This is a genomic window from Micromonospora vulcania (genome assembly GCF_042658605.1).
Lineage (GTDB): Bacteria > Actinomycetota > Actinomycetes > Mycobacteriales > Micromonosporaceae > Micromonospora > Micromonospora vulcania.
Map to the genome: position 1 here is coordinate 344,170 of NZ_JBHSQS010000007.1, position 20,536 is coordinate 364,705.

General features: G+C 74.1%; 12 protein-coding genes. 6 read left to right on the forward strand and 6 right to left on the reverse strand.

Features of this window, described 5'->3' with window-relative positions; translation table 11 throughout:
• Positions 1-37 precede the first annotated feature (37 nt).
• The 4 genes from ACFQGL_RS14600 to ACFQGL_RS14615 all read left to right on the forward strand — a co-directional run bounded on the left by ACFQGL_RS14600 (position 38) and on the right by ACFQGL_RS14615 (position 4,915).
• The gene (locus ACFQGL_RS14600) at positions 38-1,375 is read left to right on the forward strand and encodes a glutamate mutase L (RefSeq protein ID WP_377511475.1); all 1,338 of its coding nucleotides are present in this window, start codon (positions 38-40) and stop codon (positions 1,373-1,375) included.
• A gap of 486 nt (positions 1,376-1,861) precedes the next feature.
• Positions 1,862-3,481, forward strand: coding sequence for an apolipoprotein N-acyltransferase (gene lnt, locus ACFQGL_RS14605; protein ID WP_377511478.1), 1,620 nt, complete (start codon positions 1,862-1,864; stop codon positions 3,479-3,481).
• Between the two features lie 34 nt (positions 3,482-3,515).
• The gene (locus ACFQGL_RS14610) at positions 3,516-4,325 is read left to right on the forward strand and encodes a polyprenol monophosphomannose synthase (RefSeq protein ID WP_377511481.1); all 810 of its coding nucleotides are present in this window, start codon (positions 3,516-3,518) and stop codon (positions 4,323-4,325) included.
• A gap of 65 nt (positions 4,326-4,390) precedes the next feature.
• Complete coding sequence (locus tag ACFQGL_RS14615; RefSeq protein ID WP_377511484.1) at positions 4,391-4,915, forward strand: FxsA family protein; 525 nt, start codon at positions 4,391-4,393, stop codon at positions 4,913-4,915.
• Positions 4,916-4,980: 65 nt separating this feature from the next.
• Here the strand turns inward: ACFQGL_RS14615 and ACFQGL_RS14620 are convergent, their stop codons facing one another.
• Entirely contained in the window at positions 4,981-5,322 is a 342-nt protein-coding gene (locus tag ACFQGL_RS14620) for an RNA polymerase-binding protein RbpA (RefSeq protein ID WP_046564157.1), read from the reverse strand.
• A gap of 222 nt (positions 5,323-5,544) precedes the next feature.
• Here ACFQGL_RS14620 and ACFQGL_RS14625 point away from each other — a divergent pair, with 222 nt between their 5' ends.
• Positions 5,545-7,026 carry a peptide MFS transporter gene (locus ACFQGL_RS14625; protein WP_377511487.1) on the forward strand — a complete coding sequence of 494 codons (1,482 nt, stop codon included), beginning with the start codon at positions 5,545-5,547 and terminating at the stop codon, positions 7,024-7,026.
• Between the two features lie 10 nt (positions 7,027-7,036).
• Here the strand turns inward: ACFQGL_RS14625 and ACFQGL_RS14630 are convergent, their stop codons facing one another.
• The 5 genes from ACFQGL_RS14630 to ACFQGL_RS14650 form a co-directional block, all read right to left on the reverse strand.
• Positions 7,037-8,332, reverse strand: coding sequence for a phosphotransferase (locus ACFQGL_RS14630; RefSeq protein WP_377511490.1), 1,296 nt, complete (start codon positions 8,330-8,332; stop codon positions 7,037-7,039).
• The gene (locus ACFQGL_RS14635; protein WP_377511493.1) at positions 8,329-13,938 is read right to left on the reverse strand and encodes a non-ribosomal peptide synthetase/MFS transporter; all 5,610 of its coding nucleotides are present in this window, start codon (positions 13,936-13,938) and stop codon (positions 8,329-8,331) included. The genes ACFQGL_RS14630 and ACFQGL_RS14635 overlap by 4 nt, the downstream gene beginning before the upstream one ends.
• 6 nt (positions 13,939-13,944) lie before the next feature.
• Complete coding sequence (locus ACFQGL_RS14640; RefSeq protein WP_377511496.1) at positions 13,945-17,094, reverse strand: non-ribosomal peptide synthetase; 3,150 nt, start codon at positions 17,092-17,094, stop codon at positions 13,945-13,947.
• Positions 17,095-17,261: 167 nt separating this feature from the next.
• Positions 17,262-18,419: a coiled-coil domain-containing protein gene (locus ACFQGL_RS14645; RefSeq protein WP_377511499.1), complete on the reverse strand. Its 1,158-nt coding sequence runs from the start codon at positions 18,417-18,419 to the stop codon at positions 17,262-17,264.
• Positions 18,420-18,455: 36 nt separating this feature from the next.
• Positions 18,456-19,808 carry an MFS transporter gene (locus ACFQGL_RS14650; protein WP_377511502.1) on the reverse strand — a complete coding sequence of 451 codons (1,353 nt, stop codon included), beginning with the start codon at positions 19,806-19,808 and terminating at the stop codon, positions 18,456-18,458.
• Positions 19,809-19,888: 80 nt separating this feature from the next.
• On the opposite strand from ACFQGL_RS14650, the gene ACFQGL_RS14655 reads away from it, so the two are divergent.
• Positions 19,889-20,530 carry a TetR/AcrR family transcriptional regulator gene (locus ACFQGL_RS14655; protein ID WP_377511661.1) on the forward strand — a complete coding sequence of 214 codons (642 nt, stop codon included), beginning with the start codon at positions 19,889-19,891 and terminating at the stop codon, positions 20,528-20,530.
• Positions 20,531-20,536 lie beyond the last annotated feature (6 nt).

The window sequence follows — 20,536 nt, forward strand, 5'->3', positions numbered from 1 at the left end:
GGGGTTGCGAGCCCCGCAGTCGCGAACAGGGAAACTCGTGACCCTGGCGGTCTGCGCGGACGTCGGCTCCACGTACACCAAGGTGGCGGTGGTGGACCTGGCCGCCGGCGCGCTGGTGGGCGGGGCGGCGGCACCGACCACGGTGGGCACCGACGTGCTGCACGGCCTGGACGCCGCGGTCGCGGTGGCCACCGCCGGGCTCGGCGTGCGTGACGTGCCGTGGTACGTGTGCTCGTCGGCCGGCGGTGGGCTACGGCTGGCCGTGATCGGCTACGAGCCGTTGGTCACCGCGCAGGCGGGCCGGCGCGTCGGTCTGTCCGCCGGCGCGCACGTGGTGCACGTGGCGGCCGGCCGGCTCGGCGCGGCGGACCTGACGGCGCTGCGGGCGGCCCGACCGGACGTGGTGCTGCTGGTCGGCGGCACCGACGGCGGTGACGCCGAGACGATCACCCACAACGCGACGCGGCTGGCCCGGGCCCGCTGGCGGGTGCCGGTGGTCCTCGCCGGCAACGGCGAGGTACGCGCCGAGCTGACCGATCTGCTGCACGCCGCCGGGGTGCCGGTCACGGCGGCGCAGAACGTGCTGCCACGCATCGGGGTGCTCGCGCCCACGTCGGCGCGGGCGGCGATCCGCGCGGTGTTCCTGCGCCACGTCATCGGCGGTAAACGGCTGTCGCGGGGCACCCGGTTCGCGCGGCTGGTGCGCGCGGCCACCCCCGACGCGGTGCTCACCGGCGTGGAGGTCCTCGCCGACACCATCGGCGGGGACCTGGCGGTGGTCGACGTGGGTGGCGCCACCACCGACGTGTACTCGGTGCTCACGCCCGACGAGCGGGCCACCGGGCCGGGCCGGGAGGTCGCCGGCAGCCTGTGGCGGGCCCGCACCGTGGAGGGGGACCTGGGCATGCGCTGGAGCGCCCCCGGTGTGATCCGCGCCGCGGGCGAGGAGCGGCTGCTCACCGCCGGGGAGCAGGACGACCTGGCGGCGGCCGCCGCGCGGCGTGCCACCGACCCGGGGTTCCTGGCCGCCGACGACACCGAGCGGGTCGTGGACCAGCGCATCGCCGCCCTCGCGGCGACGGTGGCGCTGCGCCGGCACGCCCGCGGCGACGCCACCGGCGAACGCGGCGGGCGGGACCTGCGCGACGTACGGCTCATGGTGGGCTCCGGCGGGGTGCTGCGGCACGCGCCGACCGACGCGGCGCAGCAGGTCCTGGCGGCCGTCCTGGGCGATCACGCCGGCGGTTGGGCGCTGCCGCGCGCCGCCCGCCCGGTGGTGGACGTGGACTACGTGCTGGCCGCCGCGGGGCTGCTCGCCGAGGACCATCGGGCCGCCGCGGGGGCGCTGCTGCGCCACCATGTGGCCATCCAGTGAGACACGCCGACCCGACACGCCGTGGCCCACGACACGACAGGCCGGGGGCGGGTTGACAACCGACGGGGTGCAACACGTACCGTCTTTGAGTCCTACCACGGGAAGCGGCTGTTGTTCGCTTCGTCCCTTCGTCCGCTGGCCGAGCGACATTTTCAGCGTCATCGTCGCGGCGGCCAGGTCCAGCGGGCGGGGGTCGGCGGGGCGGCGCGAACCGGTCGCGGTTACCGGTGTACGGGCAGGGTGAGGTGCACGGCCAGTAGACAACGGCCCGGCGGGGGCAGCCAGTCCACCGTCTGGTCGGTCCGAAGGTCGGCGTGCCGCATCCTCGCCCCACCGGCCGGGGAGGGCCTGGGAGCATCGGGGCGCGGCGCGAGCCGCGCCCCGATTTCATGTCCGCCGGGTGGTGCGTCCCCGGCCGTCCGGTGCCGTCGGTCGAAGCGCCCGCCGGCCAGGTAACCTTCGCCGGGTGATCGAGGTGAAGCTGCGGTGACGACACTGGACCGGGACGAGACACACGCCCCGGCGGTGCCGCCCCGCCCGGCCGACGCCCACCGGCCGCTGCCCCTGCGCGTCGCCGTGCCGATGGCCGTGGCCGCCGGCCTGGCCCTGCTCGCGGCGTTCCCCCCGTACGGGGTGTGGCCGCTCGCGCCGGTCGGTGTGGCGTTGCTGGCCGCCGCGGCGCACCGCAGGCGGCTGCGCGCCGGCGCCGGCCTGGGCTTTGTGACCGGCGTGGCGTTGTTCGCGCCGATGCTGGCCTGGACGAACCTGCACACCGGCTACCTGCCGTGGGTGCTGCTGTCGCTGCTGCAGGCCGGCTACCTGGCGCTGCTCGGCGCGGCCACCGCCTGGGTGACGCCGCTGGCCGAGCGCCGCTGGTGGGCGTGGCCGGCGCTGACCGGGCTGCTCTGGGTGGGGCAGGAGGCGATGCGCGACCGCACCCCGTTCGGCGGGTTCCCCTGGGGGCGGCTCGCGTTCAGCCAGGACAACTCGCCGCTGCTGCGCCTGGCCGCGCTCGGTGGCGCTCCGCTGGTCACCTTCGCCGTCGCCATCACCGGTGGGCTGCTCGTCACCGCCGCCTGGCGGGGCCTGGGCGGCGGCCGGACCGCCGGTACGCGGCGGTGGCTGCCGGTGGCCGTACCGGCCGCCGCCGCGGTGGCGCTGTGCGCGGTGGGTCTGCTCGTGCCGGTCGCCCGCACCGGTGGCGGCGACACCGTCACCGTGGCCATCGTGCAGGGCAACGTGCCGCGCCTCGGCCTGGACTTCAACGCCCAACGCCAGGCGGTGCTCAACAACCACGTCGACGCCACCCTGGAGTTGGCCGCGCAGGTCGCCGCCGGCACCCGAGCCCAACCCGACCTGGTGGTGTGGCCGGAGAACTCCAGCGACATCGACCCGCTGCGCAACCCCGGCGCCGGGTCCCGGATCTCCCAGGCCGCCGACACCATCGCCGCGCCGATCCTGGTCGGCGCGGTGCTGCTCGGCCCCGACGCCGGGCAGGTCCGCAACGCGGGCATCCTGTGGCGGCCCGGCACCGGCGCCGATTTGAGCCAGCTGTACACCAAACGGCACCCCGTGCCGTTCGCCGAGTACGTGCCGCTGCGGGACATCGCCCGGGCGGTCAGCAAGAAGGTCGACCTGATCCGCAACGACTTCGTACCCGGCAGCACCCCGGGCGTGGTACGCGCCGGCCCCGCCGTGCTCGGCGACGTCATCTGCTTCGAGGTCGCCTACGACGAGGTGGTCCGTGACACCGTCACCGGCGGCGCCCAACTGCTGGTGGTGCAGACCAACAACGCCACCTTCAACGTGGCCGAGGCCCGCCAGCAGCTGGCCATGGTGCGGCTGCGGGCGGTCGAACACGGCCGTCCGGCGTTGATGGCCTCCACGGTCGGGGTGTCCGGGTTCGTCACCCCCGACGGGCGGGTAAGCGATGCCACCGGGTTCAACACCCGGGAGGTCGTGGTACGGCAGCTGCGGCTCGACGACGGACGTACCCTCGCCACCCGCCTCGGCTGGTGGCCCGAGGTGGCGCTCGCCGGGCTGGCCGTGGCGGCCCTGGCCGGCGCGGCGGTGCTGCGGCGCCGACAGCGGGTGCTCCCCGGATAGCGGCAGCCGGTACGCCGGCGGAAGCGGAGGAACCGTGATCCAGGCAACTGATACGGTCCGGCGTCCGGCGGAGGTACCCGGCGTGGGCCGGGTCCTGGTGGTGATCCCCACCTACAACGAGGCCGACAACGTCGCCGCGATCGTGGCCCGGGTCCGCCGGGCCGCCCCGGCGGTGCGGATCCTGATCGCCGACGACAACAGCCCCGACGGCACCGGCGCGATCGCCGACGCCCTCGCCGACACCGACGCGCAGGTGCAGGTGCTGCACCGCGAGGGCAAGCAGGGCCTCGGTGCGGCGTACCTGGCCGGATTCGGGTGGGCGCGTGAGCACGGCTACCACGCGGTGGTGGAGATGGACGCCGACGGCTCACACGCCCCGGAGGACCTGCCGGCGCTGCTGGAGGCCGCCCGCGACGCCGACGTGGTCATCGGGTCGCGGTGGACCAGTGGCGCGCAGGTGGTGAACTGGCCGCTGCGACGGCTGCTGCTGTCGCGCTGCGGCAACCTGTACGCGCGCCTCGCGTTGGGCATGCCGGTCTCGGACGCCACCGGCGGCTACCGGGTGTACCGGCTCAGCGCGTTGGACGCGATCGACCTGTCCTCGGTCCGCTCGCAGGGCTACTCGTTCCAGGTGGAGCTGTCCCGACTGGCGCACCGGGCCGGGGTACGGATCGTGGAGGTGCCGATCACCTTCGCCGAACGGGAACGCGGGGACAGCAAGATGAGCCCACGGATCGTGGCCGAGGCGCTGTGGCGGATCACCACCTGGGGGGTGCAGGACCGGCGCCAGGCGGTACGCCGGGGCCTGCACGGCACCCCCACCGGTCAGGTGCGGTGGCCGTGAGCGCGACCGTGTCATGCTGGACGGGCGGGACTGTCCACGTACCGCGAGAATGGCGATGAGGTGAGATGCGCCGAGGACTGAGGTTCGTACCACTGGGCCTGCTGGTGGCGGTGGTGCTGGAGCTGACGGTGTTCGTCCTGGTGGGGCGGGCGCTGGGGTTCGGGGTGGCGGTGCTGCTGGTGTTCGCGGCGTCGCTGCTCGGGCTGGTGTTGCTGCGCCGCGAGGGGACCCGCGCCTGGCGGGGGTTCCGCGTGGCCGCCCAGGCCGGGCAGCCACCGGGACGGCAGGTGACCGACGGGCTGGTGGGGTTGGCCGGAGCGCTGCTGCTGGCCGTGCCGGGGCTGCTCAGCGGGCTCGTCGGGCTGCTGCTGCTGGTGCCACCGGTGCGACGCCTCGCCCGCGCCGGGGTGCAACGCACCGCCGAGCGGCGAGTGTCGTCGATGATGGCCGGTGGCCTGTTCGGGCCCCGCACGGTGCGGGTCCGCCAGGGCGCCCCGCAACCGACACCGCGTCCGGAACCGGAGCAGCCGGTGGTGGTCGACGGCGGCCGCGCCATCGAGGGCGAGATCGTCGAGCCCGGCCGCAACTGACACACCCAGACACGACGACGCCCCCGGGGAGAACCCCGGGGGCGTCGTGTCGTGCGGTGTGCGGCTCAGGCGCGGCCGCGGCGGGTACGGACCTCCTGGAGCCGCTCGGCGAGGATGTCCTCGAGCTCGGCGATCGAGCGCCGCTCCAGCAGCATGTCCCAGTGGGTACGCGGCGGCTTGGCCTTCTTCTGCTCCGGCTCGCTGCCGTCGACGAGTCGGGCGACGCTGCCGTCGAACTTGCATTCCCAGGTCGTCGGGACCTCGGCGTCGACGGCGAACGGCACCTCGAACTGGTGGCCCTTGGCACAGAGGTACTCGCGGGTCTGACGCGGCGCGAGCTCCGTGTTGCGGTCGGATTCATAGCTGACCGCGCCCAGGCGGCTTCCGCGCAGCATACGCTCGCCCATGATCGACTTCCCCTCGTTCGTGGTGCTGGTCTTCTGGGTGTAACGGCGGGTTCCCGTCGAGCCATTCCCGCCCGAGGGCGTGAGGCGTCCACGGGTGGGCCGGGACCAAGGGTAGCCGGCCAGGACGATAGCCCGGCCAGGTGATCCCCGGCCAGGTGGGAACGGTGGAGTGTTTCGGCTGTCACCGGGGATGTTAACCGCCCACGCGCGCCGGAGGTTGCGATGACCCATGATGTCCCGGTCGGGCGGCGAGTCGCCGCCGAACGGACGTTCCTCGGGCATCCCCGGGCACTGGCCACCCTCTTCCTCACCGAGATGTGGGAACGGCTCAGCTTCTACGGCATGCGGGCGATCCTCGTGCTGTACCTGACAGCCGAGGTCGCCGACGACGGGCTGGGCCTGGGCGAGTCCAGCGCCACCGCCGTCTACGGCACCTACAACGCCATGGTGTACCTGATGGCGCTGCCCGGCGGGTGGGTCGCCGACCGCCTCATCGGAGCCCGACGCAGCGTCCTGTGGGGCGGGGTGGTGATCGCCGCCGGGCACTACGTGATGGCGGTGCCCACCCGGTGGAGCGTCTTCGCCGGGATGACGTTGATCGTCCTGGGCACCGGCCTGCTCAAACCCAACATCTCCACCATGGTCGGCGCCCTGTACGACCGGGACTCTCCCCGCCGCGACGCCGGCTTCTCGATCTTCTACATGGGCATCAACCTGGGCGCCTTCATCGCCCCGCTGGTCACCGGCTACCTCGGCGAGAAGATCAACTGGCATCTGGGGTTCGCCGTCGCCGCCGTCGGGATGACCTTCGGCGTCATCCAGTACGTGGTGGGCCGCCGCAAGCTGGGCGACGCCGGTGAGCGTCCCGCCGACCCGCTGCTCGGCGCGGACCGCCGCCGGGCGCTGACCCGCGTCGGGCTGGCCGCCGCGGCCCTCGTCGTGCTCGTCGCCGCCCTCGCGCTGGCCGGGCTGTTCACCGTCGACACGGTGGTGAACCTGCTCACCGCGGTCACCGTGCTGGTCACCATCGGCTACTTCACCCGGATCATGACCGATCGGGAGCTCAGCGCGACCGAAGGCAGCCGGATGAAGGCGTACCTGTGGCTGTTCGTGTTCGCCGCCGCGTTCTGGCTGATCTACGACCAGGCCGGGTCGGTGCTGAACATCTTCGCCGCCGACCGCACCGACCGCGACGTCGCCGGCTTCACCTTCGCGGCGTCCTGGCTCCAGTCGGTCAACCCGATCCTGGTCATCATCGGCGCACCACTGTTCGCGCTGCTCTGGCTGCGGGTGGGCCACCGGGTGTCCACCCCGGTGAAGTTCGCCGCCGGCCTGGTCCTCAACGGCCTGTCGTTCGTCCTGATGGCCGCCGCCGCGCAGGCCGCCGTCGGCGGCAACCGGGTGTCCCCGTGGTGGCTGGTGGCCGTCTACGCCCTGCAGGTCGCCGGTGAGCTGTCGCTGAGCCCGGTCGGCCTGTCCGCCACCACCAAACTGGCGCCGGTGAAGTACGCCAGCCAGATGCTCGGCCTGTGGTTCCTCGCCACCGCCGTCGGCGACGCCATCGGCGGACAGGTGGCCCGACTCGCCGAAACGTGGTCCGAGTCGACCTACTTCCTCACCTTCGGCCTCGCGTCGGTGGCGTTCGGGCTGGGCGCGGTCATGTTCGCCCGACACATCCGCGCCCTGATGGCCGGCATCCACTGACCCCGGCGGCTCAGATCGGCTGCGGATCGCGCCAGCCGGTCAGGTGCGCGTCGCGACCGGCCACCGCGTCGCGGATCCGCCGCGCCCACACGCCCGCCATCGGCAGATAGTCGAACTCGTAGTCCGGCCCCGTACGGTCCACCAGATCGGCGAACTTCACCAACTCCGCCAGCGCCGCGACCGGCTTGGCGACCCGCCACGCCTCGGACAACTCGCCGGGGGAGGCGACCTGCCGCCACCCGTCCAGGTATGCCCCGACCTGCCGACGCGCCTCCGGCTCGGCCAGCGGGTGCAGCCAGCCGGCCAGATCCAACAGCGGATGGGCCACCGAGGCGAAACTCCAGTCGAACAGCAGCGGACCGTCCGGCCGGTCGGCCACGTTGCCCGGGTGCAGATCCCCGTGCACCAGCGTGCTGGGCAGATCGAGATCGTCCAACTCGGCGCACCGGTCCTGCAACCACATGCCGATCCCGGTCAGCCCCGCCCGGTCCACCCCGGCCGACTGCCACAGCTGCGACCGGCGCAGCAGCGCCGGCACCCGCGCCGCCAGGTCGTCCAGGCTCACCTGCGGGCAGCCCGCCGCCACCAGCGGCGCCGTACGCCCCACCGTGGCGGTCTGCATCCGGGCCAACATGCGCAGCGCCGCGGCACCGTCGCGGGCTGGCGGCTGCGCCTCGAAGTCGGCGGTGACCCACCAACCGTCCGCCGCCGAATGCGCCAGCACCTCCGGCACCGCACGCGGCCACTGCCGGGCCAGAAAGGTGATCACCCCGGGCTCGGCGGCCAGGTGCGGCAGCACCGCCTTGAGGAACACCGCCCCGCCCGTGGTGGGCGCCCGCAACACCGTCGAGGTCGTCCAGTGCCGGATCTGCGTCACCGGCCCGGTACGCCGCACCCCCCGCTCGGCCAGCACCGGGTCCAGCCAGGCGACCGCGGCGGCGAACCAGCCGGCCCGGTACCACGGCGGCGCGGTGCTCGGCGCGGACCGTCGCAGCCACCGCGGCACCGGGCCCACCCCGAACGCGTCGACGTCGTGCCACGCGTAGCCGGCGGTCGGCTCCCCACCCACCGGCTCGGCCACGAACAACGTGCTGTCCAGCGGTTCCAGCAACGCGACCAGCAGACCCGTCTCGGCGGCCACGGCCCCCGGCAGCTGGCTGCTCGGCGGCGGCCACGCCCCGGTCGGACGCAGCCGAGGCAACCGCAGGGCGTCACCGTCGGCCCGGGCCAGCACCCGACGACGGTCCGCCGAGCAGATGATCACCTCCAGGTCGGCCAGAGGTGTCTGCGCCACCGGAGCGTTCACGCCGCCGCCCTCGGCCGGCTCGGCACCACCGGTGCGGCGGAGTCCGGCTCGCGCCGGTGCCGCAGCGACTCCACCCCGACCAGGTCGTCGGCCACCGCGTCCGGCGCCTCGGTGTCGAACCGGGCGACCGCGCGGATCCGCGCGGCGACGGCCACCAGCACCGCGATCGCCAGCCCGCACAGCAGGAACACGAACGCCATACCCCGACCCTCGCCGACGCCGATCAGCCGGCCCACGCTGCCGGCGAGCCGGCCGTCGGGCATCAGCATCGGCTCGAAGAACGCGGTCGCGGCCGGAGCGACGACGGCGAAGCCCAGCGGCAACGTCGACCACGAGATCATCTGGTTCAGCGCCGCCGCCCGCCCGTGGTAGCGCTGCGGAATCTTGACCTGCACGATCGCCCGGTAGATGCCGGTGGTCAGGGTCAGGCCGGCGGTCAGCGCGCACGCCCCCACCGCCACCAGCAGCGGATCGGGACGCCACGCGACCAGCAGGCAGGCCAGCGCCATGGCCAGGATCGACAACAGCACCCCGCGCATCGGTCGACGGGCCGGGCCACCCCAGAGGGCGACCGTCAGCCCGGCGACCGTCGCGCCCAACCCGGACAGGAACGACACCCGGGCGGCGTCGGCCAGGCCGCCGAACGACAGCACCAGCGGACTCATCAGGATCAGCGGTGGTGCCAGGAAGATGTTCAGCACCAGGAAGAACAGCAGCATCGCCCGGAACTGCCGGTGCCCCCAGGAGAAGCGGAAACCGTTGGCGATCTCGGCGGCCAGCGACTCGCGCCGGTGCCAGCCCATCCGTGCCGGCCAGCGGATCAGCGAGGTGATCACGATCGCGGCGGCGTAGCTGACGATGTCGATGATCAGGATGCCGTCCAGGCCGATGGTGGCCAGCAGACCGGCCGCGAACAGCGGCACGAACAGCGTCCCCGCGCCGTTGACCATCTCCACCACGCCGATGGCGTGCCGCAGGTACCGCTTGGGCACCAACTGCGGCACCGACGCCACGTACGCCAGGCGTTGGAAGGCCGTGGCCACCGACAACGCGGCCATCAGACCGTAGATGTGCCCGATCTGCAGTGTGTCGGTCCACAACAGCGCGCCCAACGCCAACTGCACGACCCAGGCGGCGACGTCACCGGCGATCAACACCCGTCGCCGGTGGGACCGGTCCACCACCGCGCCGGCGAGCGGCGCGATGATCAGGCCGGGCACCAGGGCCAACGTCACGAACAGCGCGAGCTGGACCACCGAGCCCGTGGTCAGGTAGATCCAGATCGGGATGGCCCACTGGGTGAACGCCGAGCCGATCAGCGAGATCAACTGCCCGGCGGCCACCCCGAGGAAACGGCCCATGCTCGGCTCGGCCGCCCGGCGGGCGCCCGCGGCGACCGGCTCGCCGCCCGGCTGCTCGGCCGCGCCCCGGCGGTGCACACCGTGCAACCACCAGTCGGCGTCCTCGCCCCGACCCGCCCGGGTCAGCTCCGCGCCGTCGTCGGCGTCCAGGGCCAGGTGGGTACGCGTCACGATCTCGGCGACCTCGGTCGCCCGGTACCGGTTGAAGTAGTGCCCACCCTCGTCGAGGACCACCAGCGCGCAGGTGTCGGAGAGGAAGTCCCACTCCCGGAAGCGTTCCTCGTAGTAGTCGGTGGCCGGGTCCTGCTCACCGACGACCGAGATGACCGGGGCGTCGATCCGCTCGATCTGCTGGTCGAGCAGGCCACTGTAGTAGTCCTCGGCGCTGCGGGTGTCGTGGCGCATGTTGCGGATCACCCGGTCGACCTCGTCCAGGCCCAACTCCTCGATGTCGACGCCCCGCCCGACCAGCCGGTTGATAAACGTCCGGTTGCTGCGCAGCGACTCCAGCTCGGCGAGCCGCGACAGCCGCGACAGCACACCACGAGGGCGGGCGAACGGGAAGATGCCGCCCACGTACACGGCCTCCACCGGGCGGTCGACGGCCTGCAGGCGACGGGCCACCGCCACCACCAGCGCGCTGCCGATACCGCAGTGGCCGTAGAGCACCAGCGGGCCGGTGATGTCGCGCAGAATCTCCGTCACCGCGCCGTCGACCAGATCCCCGAAGGGCAGCGTGTCCTCGGTGCCGCCGGCCTCCTGGTTGTGGATGGCCGCCGCGAACAGCCGGTGCCCGGCCGGCATGGCCTCGGACAACGCCTGGTAGACCGCCGCGCTGCCACCGCCGTAGGGCACGCACACCAGGGTGCGGACCTGCTCGGCGACCGGAATCGGCCGGGTCAGCTCGTGCAGCAGCCGGGTCGGGCGGTCCTCGCCGGCCGGTTCGTCGAGCAGCCGGGCCAACTCCCGGACCGTCCGGCAGCGGAACAGGTCCATCAGCGACACCGCGCCCGTGCCGCCGGCCGCGTCGACCTCGCGTCGGATCCGGGTGACCGCCTGCGCGGCCAGCAGCGAGTGCCCACCGATGAGGAAGAAGTCGTCGTCGATGCCGACCTGCTCGACCGCGAGCAGGTCGGCCCATATGCCGGCGATGAGCCGCTCGTTCGGCGTGCTGGCCTCGGCGAACTCCTGCTCGGCCTGGCGGCCCAACTCCGGATCGGGCAGCGCCCGGTCGTCGAGCTTGCCGTTCGGAGTCAGCGGCAACGCGTCGAGCACGACGAACGCGGCCGGCACCAGATAGTCGGCCAGGATGCCGGCGAGGTGCTCGCGGAGCTGCGCGGGCGTCGGACGCGGCCCACCCTCGGCCGGTACGACGTAACCGACGAGCCGCCGATCGCCGGTGCCGTCGGGCCGCACCAGCACCGCCGAGGCCCGCACGTCGGGGTGCCGGTGCAGGGCCGCCTCGATCTCGCCCAGCTCGATCCGGTAACCGCGGATCTTCACCTGGCGGTCCACCCGGCCCAGGTATTCCAGCGTGCCGTCGGCCGACCAGCGCACCCGGTCACCGGTGCGGTACATCCGGGCGCCCGGCTCACCACTGAACGGCTCGGGCAGGAACCGCTGGGCGGTCAACCCGGCCCGGTTCAGGTAGCCGCGGGCCAGCCCTTCCCCGGCGACGAACAGCTCGGCGGGCACGCCCACCGGCACCGGGTTCAGGTGCCGGTCCAGCACGTACGCCCGCAGGTCGGCCAGCGGCCGGCCGATCGGTGAGGCGACACCCCGGCGTACGTCGACGCGGCGGATGCGCTGCGCGGTGACGTGCACGGTGGTCTCGGTGATGCCGTACATGTTGACCAGGACCGGCGTGGACTCGCCGTAGGTGTTCAGCCAGTGCCGCAGCTCCCGCACGTAGAGCGCGTCACCACCGAAGACGATGGTCCGTACCGACAGGTCGGCGAACGAGCGGTCGGTCTCGGTGAGGGTGGCGCGCAGCGCGCGGAACGCCGCCGGGGTCTGGTTGAGCACCGTGACCTTGCGGGCGGCCAGCTCGTCCAGCAGGCTCTCCTGATCACGCACCACATCGGGCGGCACGATGACCAGTTGCCCCCCGTACGCCAGCGCGCCCCACATCTCCCACACCGAGAAGTCGAACGCGTAGGAGTGCAGCAGCGCCCACACGTCCTCGGCGCCGAAGTCGAAGTGCTCCTCCGCGGAGGTGAGCAGGCGAACCACCTGACGGTGTTCCACCAGCACGCCCTTGGGCTGCCCGGTCGAGCCGGAGGTGTAGATGACGTACGCCGCGTCACCGGGACGTGCCGGCGACGCCGGCGGGTCGGCGGACACGGCCGGCGGGTCCTGCTCCGGTGCGTCGAGGCGGATCGCCACCCCGGCGTACGCGGGCAGAGCCTCGGTGGACGTCTCGTCGGTGACCAGCACCGGCGCGGCGGTGTCGGCGAGGATGAACTCCAGCCGCTCACGCGGGTAGGCCAGGTTCAGCGGCACGTACGCGCCACCGGCCTTGAGCACGCCGAGGATCGCCTCCACCGTGCCCGTTCCGGGGCGCAGGTGCAGCGCGACCAGCGTGTCCCGGCCCACCCCGAGACGGCGCAGCCGACCCGCCAGGGCTTCCGCGCGCCGGTCCAGCTCGGCGTAGCTGACCTGCTCGTCACCGTGCACGAGCGCGACGGCGTCGGGTTGACGGGCCACCTGCTCCTCGAACAGGGCGGGCAACGTCCGGGTCACCGGGAACCGGCCGGCCCGGCTGCCCCACTCGTCGAGCACCTGGGCGCGTTCGGCGTCGGTCAGCAGGTCGACGGCGCGCAGCGGCACGTCGGCGTGCTCGACCACGGCGCGCAGCAGGTGCACGAACCGCTCACCGAAGCGGCCGACGGTCTCGGCGTCGAACTGGGCGGTGGGGTAGGTCAACTCGCACCACAGCTCGCCGGTGCGGGTCTGCGCCACCAGCAGCTCCAGGTCGAAGCGGGTGGTCGACAGGTCCAGGACCTCCCAGTGCGCGGCCGGCCCGGCGTCGTCGGCGCCATGGTCGCGCATCTGGTAGTTCTGCAGCGCGAACGTCACCTGGAACAGCGGGGGACGACTGACGTCCCGGTCCACGTCCAGCTCCGCCACCAGGTGCTCGAACTGGACGTCCTGGTGGGTCAGCCCGTCCAGGACCAGTTGCCGGGTGCGGGTGAGCAGGTCGCTGAACGACTCGTGGGGATCGAGACGGGCCCGCAACGGCAGCATGTTGACGAACATGCCGACCAGGCCCTCCAGCTCGCGGTGGTGCCGCCCGGCCACCGGCGAACCGACCGCGAAGTCGTCCTGGTCCGCGTGCCGGGACAGCAGCAGCTGATATGCGGCCAGCAGGGTCATGTAGAGCGTCGCGTCGTGCCGGCGGGCCAGCGCGGTGACCTCGGCGGCGAGCGCGGCGTCCACCTCGAAGCGGTGCGTGGCACCCTCGAAGCGCTGCGTCGGCGGGCGCGGCCGGTCGGCGGGCAGTTCGAGTGCGGGCACACCGGCGAGCTGCTCGGTCCAGTAGGCCAGGCCCCGGCCGGTGCCCGGCCGGTGGCGCTGCCAGTGCGCGTAGTCGCCGTAGCCGACCGGCAGCTCCGCCCAGGTCGGCGTGCTCCCGTCGCGCCGCGCCCGGTAGGCGGTCAGCAGGTCACCGACGAGCACGTCGATGGACCAGCCGTCGCCGACGATGTGGTGGGTCTCCACCGACAGCAGCCACCGCTGCTCGTCGTAGCTGACCAGCAGGGCCCGCAGCAGCGGCCCGGTGGCCAGGTCGAACGGGACGGACGCCTGCTCACGCGCCAGGTCCAGGGCCTGCCGGCGGGCGTCGGCCGGGTCGTCGGCGCGCACGGTCTCCCGGCGTACCGGCACCGCGGCGGGCGCGGCGACGGTGACCGTCGGCTGGCCGTCCTCGGTGGCCGGGAAGGCCATCCGCAGACTCTCCTGGCGGGCCACCACGTCACCCAGCGCGTCGACCAGCACGTCGGGATCCACGTCCCCGTCCAGCCACACCGCCACCGGCACGTGGTAGGCCGTCGCGCCCGGCGCGAACTGGTCCATGAACCAGAGCCGCTCCTGGGCGTACGACAGGGTGCGTGGCGCGTCGGCCGGTGCCCGGCCGATGCGCCCGGCGCCGGCGTCGGCGCGTTGGCGCAGCAGCCGGTCCAGCAGGGCCTGCTTGGTTGCGGACAGGGGAGCGGGTGGGGCAGCCGACTCGGGGGCTGCGGACATGAGCGATTACCTCTCGTACGTGGCGAGGAGGGCGGCGGCCTCGTCCTCGGAGATCTCGTCCAGACGCGCGACGAGCAGCTTCTCGATCTGGACGGCCAACTCGGCGACCGTGGGATGGGCGAACAGCAGGTGCAGGGGAATGTCGAGGTCCACGACCGCGCCGAGGCGGGCGGCGACGCGGCTGGCCTGCAACGAGTGGCCACCCCGGTCGAAGAAGTTGTCGTGCACACCGATCGGCCCGTTGCCCAGCACCTCGGCCCAGGCGTCGGCGACCAACTCCTCCGCGCCGGTGCGCGGTGCGACGAACGAGGGCTGCGCTTCGTCCGGGTCGGCCGGGGCGGGTAGCGCCGCGACGTCGAGCTTGCCGCTGGGCATCATCGGCAGGGCGTCGAGGGTGACGAAGGTGGCCGGCACGAGGTGACCGGGCAGCGTGGCGCGCAGGGCCGCGCGCAGCTTGGCCGGGTCGGCGTCGCCGCTCAGGTATGCCACCAGGCGCTGCCCGCCGTGCTGGTCGGGCCGGACCGTCACGGCGGCCTGCCGGACGTCGGGCTGGGCGCGCAGCACCGTCTCGATCTCGCCGAGCTCCACCCGGGCGCCGTTGACCTTCACCTGCCGGTCGATGCGTTCGATGAACTCCAGGGCACCGGTTGAGCGCCACCGGCAGCGGTCGCCGGTGCGGTAAAGCCGCGCCCCGGGTGGCCCGAACGGGTCGGGAACGAACGCGGCCGCCGTGTCCGCGGGCCGGCGCAGGTAGCCGCGGCCCAGCGGCGTGCCGCCGATGTGCAGATGACCCGGGACGCCCACCGGTGTCGGATCACCCCGCTCGTCCAGGACGTGCAGGTGCGCGCCGGGCATCGGCACACCGATCGGCACCGCGCCGACCGGCCGGTCACCGGGCGGCACGGTGTACGCGGACACCGCGATGGTCGCCTCGGTGGGCCCGTAGAGGTTGTGCAGCGGAGCGGGGTGCACCGCGGCCAGGTCGGCGGCCAGGTCGCCGTCGAGCTGTTCACCGATGCAGACGACCTGCCGCAGGTCCGCCGCCGCGGCCAGGGCCGGGTGGGCGACCAGGTGCCGCAGCACCGTCGGTACGCAGGACAGCAGGGTGACCCGCTCGCTGCGGACGGTGTCCAGCAGCGCGTCGGCGTCCAGCGCCCCCGCCGGCGGGGCCATCACCAGGGTGGCGCCCGCGACCAGGGCCGGGTAGACCTCCTGACCGAACAGGTCGAAGCTGGGCGAGGCGAGCACGAGCAGCCGGTCGGCGGGCGTGATGGCGTGCTGCTCGACGAACCAGGTGGCGTGGGCGGCCAGCGACCCGTGCTCGATCATCGCGCCCTTCGGCCGGCCGGTCGAGCCGGAGGTGTGGATGACGTAGGCCAGCGCGCGGGGGTGGAACCGGGCCGGCTCGCCCTGCCCGGCGGAACCGTCGTCGAGGTCGTCGACCAGGACGGTGCGGTACGCCCCGGCGGGCAGCGTCGCGGCGATCGCGCCGGTGGTGACGACCACGTCGGTGGCCGTGTCGGCCATCAGGTAGGTCAGCCGCTGCGCCGGGTACGCCGGATCCAGTGGCACGTACGCCGCGCCGACCCGGAGCACGGCCAGCATCGCGACCACCACGTCGGCGCCGCGCGGCAGCGCCACCCCGACGAGCTGCTCGGGCCCGGCGCCCAGTGCCCGCAGCCGGTCGGCCAGCCCGCGGGCCGCCTCGTCGAGCTGCCGGTAGGTCAGCGACCGGTCGGCGTCGCGGATGGCGACCGCGTCCGGGGTTCGTACGGCGTGCGCACGGATCAGGTCGACGACGCCCTGCTCGGGCGGGGTCGTCGCCGGACCGGTGGCCCAGTCGGTGACGAGCAGGTCGCGTTCGGGGCCGGCCAGCAGCGGCAGGGCCGACAGCGGGCGGTCGGGGTGGGCCACGGCGGCACCGAGCAGGCACTCGTAGCGCCCGACCAGGCGCCGCGCGGTGGCCTCGTCGAACAGGTCGCTGCGATATTCCAGTCGGCCCTCGGTCTCGGTGAGCTCCAGCAGCAGTTCCTCGCGGGCGGCCCCGTTGCTGGTGCTCAGGCCCACCGCGCCGAGGTAGTTGAAGCCGAGCTGGTAGAGCGGCGCCACGCCGGGCACACGGGGCGGGTTGAGCGCCTCCACCAGCCGGGGCAGCGGCAGGTCCTGGTGCTCCATGGCCGAGAGCATCGTCTCGCGCACACGGCCGATCAGAGCGCCGAAGCCGGGGTCACCGCCGACGTCGATACGCAGCACCAGCGTGTTGACGAACATGCCGATCATCGGCGCCAGCTCCGGTCGGTCCCGACCGGCGACCGGTAGCCCGACCAGAACCTCCGTGTCGCCGGTCAGCCGGTGCAGCAGCGCCGCGTAGCCGGCGAGCAGCACCATCGCGGTGCTCGCGCCGTGCCGGCGGCCGACCTCGCCCACCGCGTCGCGCAGCTCTTCGGGCAGGGCGAAGGTCACCTCCGCGCCGGGTCGGCCCGCCGACACGCCGCGCGGGCGGTCCGGCAGCAGCCCGTGTACGTGCGGCGCCCCGGCGAGCCGCTCGCGCCAGTACGTCAGGTCGGCCGCGGCGGCGGAACCGGTGGCCTGGTCACGCTGCCACACCGCGTAGTCGGCGTACTGGATGTCCAGGGTGGGCAGTCGCGGGGCCCGGCCGTCGCGCGCGGCCCGGCACAGCTCCTCGATCTCCTGCCTGAGGATGGGCCGTGAGCTGCCGTCGAAGATGGTGTGGTGAGCGGTGAACAGCAGCGTGCGGCGCTGCGGCAGGTGCACCAGGCGGGCCCGCCACAGCGGGGCCTGGTCCAGTTGGAACGGTGCGGCCAGATCCGCCTCGGCCGCCTCGACCAGTCGTGCCGTGAGGTCCGGCTCGGCCACCCCGGACAGGTCCAGCTCGGCCAGGTCGATCGGCAGGTCGGCGTGTACGACCTGGGTCAGCGCCCCCTCGTGCAGGCGCAGCGACGTGCGCAGCGTCTCGTGCCGCCGGGTCAGCTCGGCGAGCGCGGCGCGGACCATCGCCGCGTCGGTGCCGGCGGGCAGCGGAACAGGTGAGCGCAGGTTGTAGGCCGATGCCTCGGTGCCGATCTGGCCAGCCAGCCAGATCCACTCCTGGGCAAAAGACGCAGCAAAAAGATATTCGTCGGACCTGGCCTGCACGTGCGTTCCCCCCGCGGATCGCCCCCGACACGTCGAACCCGCATCGGTTACTGACGATGCTAGGGGAGGAGCGCGGGGCAACACTCGGAGTAATCGCCAGCAGTAAATACCTGAATGGCTGGTACTGAACGCCGGGTTGATGAGGCATGGACTCCGGGTGAACCCGTTCAGCGTGGCCCATCGTCGGTCGGGGCGGGCCCGAGCCGGGCCAGCGCCACGGCCAGGTCGCTGACCTGGTCACCGAGCTGCGCGACCCTGCGCTGGGCCACGTCACGGTCGGCTTCGGCGGCGTCGAGCCGTACCGTCAGGCTGGTGAGCCGGCCCTCGGCGGTGGCCGCGGCCTGCCGGGCGGCGGTCACCTCGGCGGCGAGCGCGTCGCGCTGGGCGGCGGTGGCGGCCAGCGCCGCGCGCAGTTGCGCGGCCGCCTCGGCCGCCTCCTGCCGGCCGTTGTCGGCCTCTCGGGCGGCGATCTGCGCGCGGTCGCGGTCCCGCTCGGCCTGCTCCCGGGCACGGGCCGCCTCGGCGCCCTCGGCCCGGGTCCGCGCGGCGTCGGCGCGAGCCTGGTCGATCTGGCGCCGGACGTCCTGCACCTCGGTCTGCCATCGCCCGGCCCGCTCGGTGGCCTCGGCGGCGGCGCGGGTGGCCCGTTCGGCGTCGCCGCGCAGGGCGTCACGCTCGACGGTCAGGTCGGCGACCCGCTGCCGCTGGGTGTCCCGCTCCGCGCGCAGGTCGCGCACCTCGTGGCGGGCCTGGTCACGGTCCCGTTCGGCCTGGGTACGCAGCGCCTCGGCGGCACTGGCGTCGCGCCGGGCCTGCTCGCGGGCCGCCTCGGCGTGCGTGGCCCGTTCGTCGGCCGCTGCGGCCTGCTGCCCGGCCCGCTCGGCGCGCTGGCGGGCGTCGCCGCCCTCGGCGAGCGCGGCCCGGGTCCGCTCGCGGGCCCGCGCCGCGTCGGCCGCCGCGTCCTCGGCGTCACCGCGGGCCTCGTCGCGTTCGGTCTGCGCCGCGGCCACCTCGGTGGCGGCCTCGGCGCGGGCCTGGGCGAGCTGCCGCTGCACACCCACCGGGGACAACTCGGCGTGCAGCGACTCGGTCAACGTCTCGACGATCTGGTCGAGCCGGTCCACCGCCTCCCAGGTGCGGGCCACCTGCCCGGGCAGGCCCGGGGCGTTGCGGTGGCGCATCCGGCTGTTGCGCGAGGCACGCTGGCAGGCGCCGTCGTTGTCCCGGCAGTAGCGAAACGGTCGACCCGCGCCGACCCGCTGCGGCACCGGCTGTCCACAGTGGGCGCACGGGCGGGTCTCGGTGGGGGTGGGCTGGGCGTCCATCGAGGGCGAAGTCTAGTGCGGGGCGACCGGGAAGGCTCAGCTGGTGGCCCGGGCGGCGTCGTCCAGGGTGTAGCGGCGCTGCAGCTTCACCGCCGCGGCCATCGCCACCGCCGGCAGCAGACCGAACCCGTAGCGGACCGCCGCCAGCGCCGTGTCCGGCTGGACCGGCGTCTGACCGGCCGTCGAGGCCACGAAGCCGCCGACGGCCAGGCACAGGGCGTACGCGTACGGGCCGAGGGCCGCGCCGGTGGCCTCGGTGGCCGTCCACACCCCGGTGTAGGTGCCGGCGCCGGTGGTGCCGGCCGCGCGGATCACGTCGGGCAGCATCGAGAACGGCAGCAACTGCATGCCGGCGAACGCCACCCCGAGCACCGCGACCGCCCCGACCAGCACCGGCAGGCCGGCCGGACGGCCCACGGCCAGCACCAGCGAGCCGGCCGCGAACGCGCCCTGCGCGCCCAGCAGGGCCCGCTGCTTGCCGACGCGCCGGGCCAGCGCCAGCCAGAGCGGGGTGACCAGCAGCGCCGGTGCCACGAACGCGGCCACCAGCACCGTGGTCAGGCCGGTCCTGCGCAGCTCGTACTCGGCGTAGTAGGGCACGCCGGCCAGCACCAGGTGGGTGGTCGTGGACATGGCCAGGTAGGAGGCGACCAGCCAACGGAACTGCCGGTCGCGCAGCGCGGTACGCAACGCCCGCCAGCCGCCGTGCCCGGCCGGGGCGGTGGCCGCGGCGGAGCCGCGCAGCCGGGCGATGCCGGCGACACCGACCAGCATGGCCGCCAGCATCCCGACCGCCAGCACCACGCCCATCAGCTGGTAGCCACCGCGGCTCGCGGTGTCGCCGCCGGTCAGCAGCGGGGCCAGCAACCCGGACAGCAGGATGCCGAGGGTCAGCACGACCATCCGGAACGCCATCAGGCGGGTGCGTTCGTGGTAGCCGATCCGCAGGTCGGCCGGGGTCGCCAGGTAGGGCACCTGGTAGGCGGCGAAGAGCAGGTTGCCGGCCACGAAGAACACCGCCACCCAGGCGGCGGCCGGCGCGCCGGTCAATCCTGCGGGCACCGCGAAGAGCGCCGCGAACGCGGCCGGCAGGGCGCAGCCGAGCAGCAGCAGCCGACGCCGGTCACCCCGGCGGGTCTGCTCGACGTCCGCACGGTGCCCCACCCACGGGTGCAGCAGCACGTCGGCGATCTTGGGCAGCAGCAGCGCCAGACCGGCCAGCCACGGCCCGACGGCCAGCACGTCGGTGAGGAAGTAGAGCAGCAGCAGGCCGGGTACGGTCACCCAGACGCCCATGCCGATCGAGCCGGCCGCGAACCCGGCGAGCGGGCCGCGCGGTAGCGTCGTCGCGTCCGTGGCGGCCGCGGGCCGCCGGTCGAGCCCGGTCATCGCGGCATCCCCTCCGGGGCAGCGGCAGCCCACCAATCCAACGGTTGATGGATTCTAGGGGCACAATGGCGGCCATGACCATGCCCCGACGCCGTCCGGGCCGGCCCCGCCGGGACGAGACCCGGCCGACCCGCGAGGTGGTGCTCACCGCGGCCACCGCGCTCTTCGCCGAGCGCGGCTTCGACGCCGTCGGGCTCCGGGAGGTCGCCGCCGCCGCCGGCGTGGACGTCGCCACGGTCGCACACCACACGGGTACGAAGGCAGCGCTCTACGAGGCCTGCTTCGCCCGGGTCTTCACCGCCGAACGGGACGTCCTGACCCGAGCCGCCGAGCAGGCCCGCTCGGCGCTCGACGCCGGGCCGGACGCGGCGCGAAACGCCCTGCACGATCTGCTCGACGTCTTCGTCGACTTCCTGGAGGACCGCCCGGAGACCACCGCGCTGTGGCTGCGTCGCTGGCTGGAACCCCACCGGCACGCCGAACTCGACCAGCGCTACGCCGAGCCGCTCTACCGACTGGTGGCGGAGTTGCTCACCGCCGCGGCGGCGGCCGGAGCGCTGACCGAACCGACACCGCACATCACCGTGCGGAGCCTGGTCTGGGCGGCGCACGGGCACGTGGTGGCGTTGGCCGCGGGCGTGCCGGGGGCCCGCGAGCGGCGCGAGTTCCGCGCCTTCGTGCACCGTTTCCTGGACGCCTTGTACGGAACGCCGACCCCTTGACGTCGC

What these genes read in the sequence shown, in the direction of transcription:
- ACFQGL_RS14615 (WP_377511484.1), top strand. Translation starts at nt 4,391, where the DNA reads ATGCGCCGAGGACTGAGGTTCGTACCACTGGGCCTGCTGGTGGCGGTG.
- ACFQGL_RS14620 (WP_046564157.1), bottom strand. Translation starts at nt 5,322, where the DNA reads ATGGGCGAGCGTATGCTGCGCGGAAGCCGCCTGGGCGCGGTCAGCTAT.
- ACFQGL_RS14625 (WP_377511487.1), top strand. Translation starts at nt 5,545, where the DNA reads ATGACCCATGATGTCCCGGTCGGGCGGCGAGTCGCCGCCGAACGGACG.
- ACFQGL_RS14635 (WP_377511493.1), bottom strand. Translation starts at nt 13,938, where the DNA reads ATGTCCGCAGCCCCCGAGTCGGCTGCCCCACCCGCTCCCCTGTCCGCA.
- ACFQGL_RS14645 (WP_377511499.1), bottom strand. Translation starts at nt 18,419, where the DNA reads ATGGACGCCCAGCCCACCCCCACCGAGACCCGCCCGTGCGCCCACTGT.
- ACFQGL_RS14650 (WP_377511502.1), bottom strand. Translation starts at nt 19,808, where the DNA reads ATGACCGGGCTCGACCGGCGGCCCGCGGCCGCCACGGACGCGACGACG.
- ACFQGL_RS14655 (WP_377511661.1), top strand. Translation starts at nt 19,889, where the DNA reads ATGCCCCGACGCCGTCCGGGCCGGCCCCGCCGGGACGAGACCCGGCCG.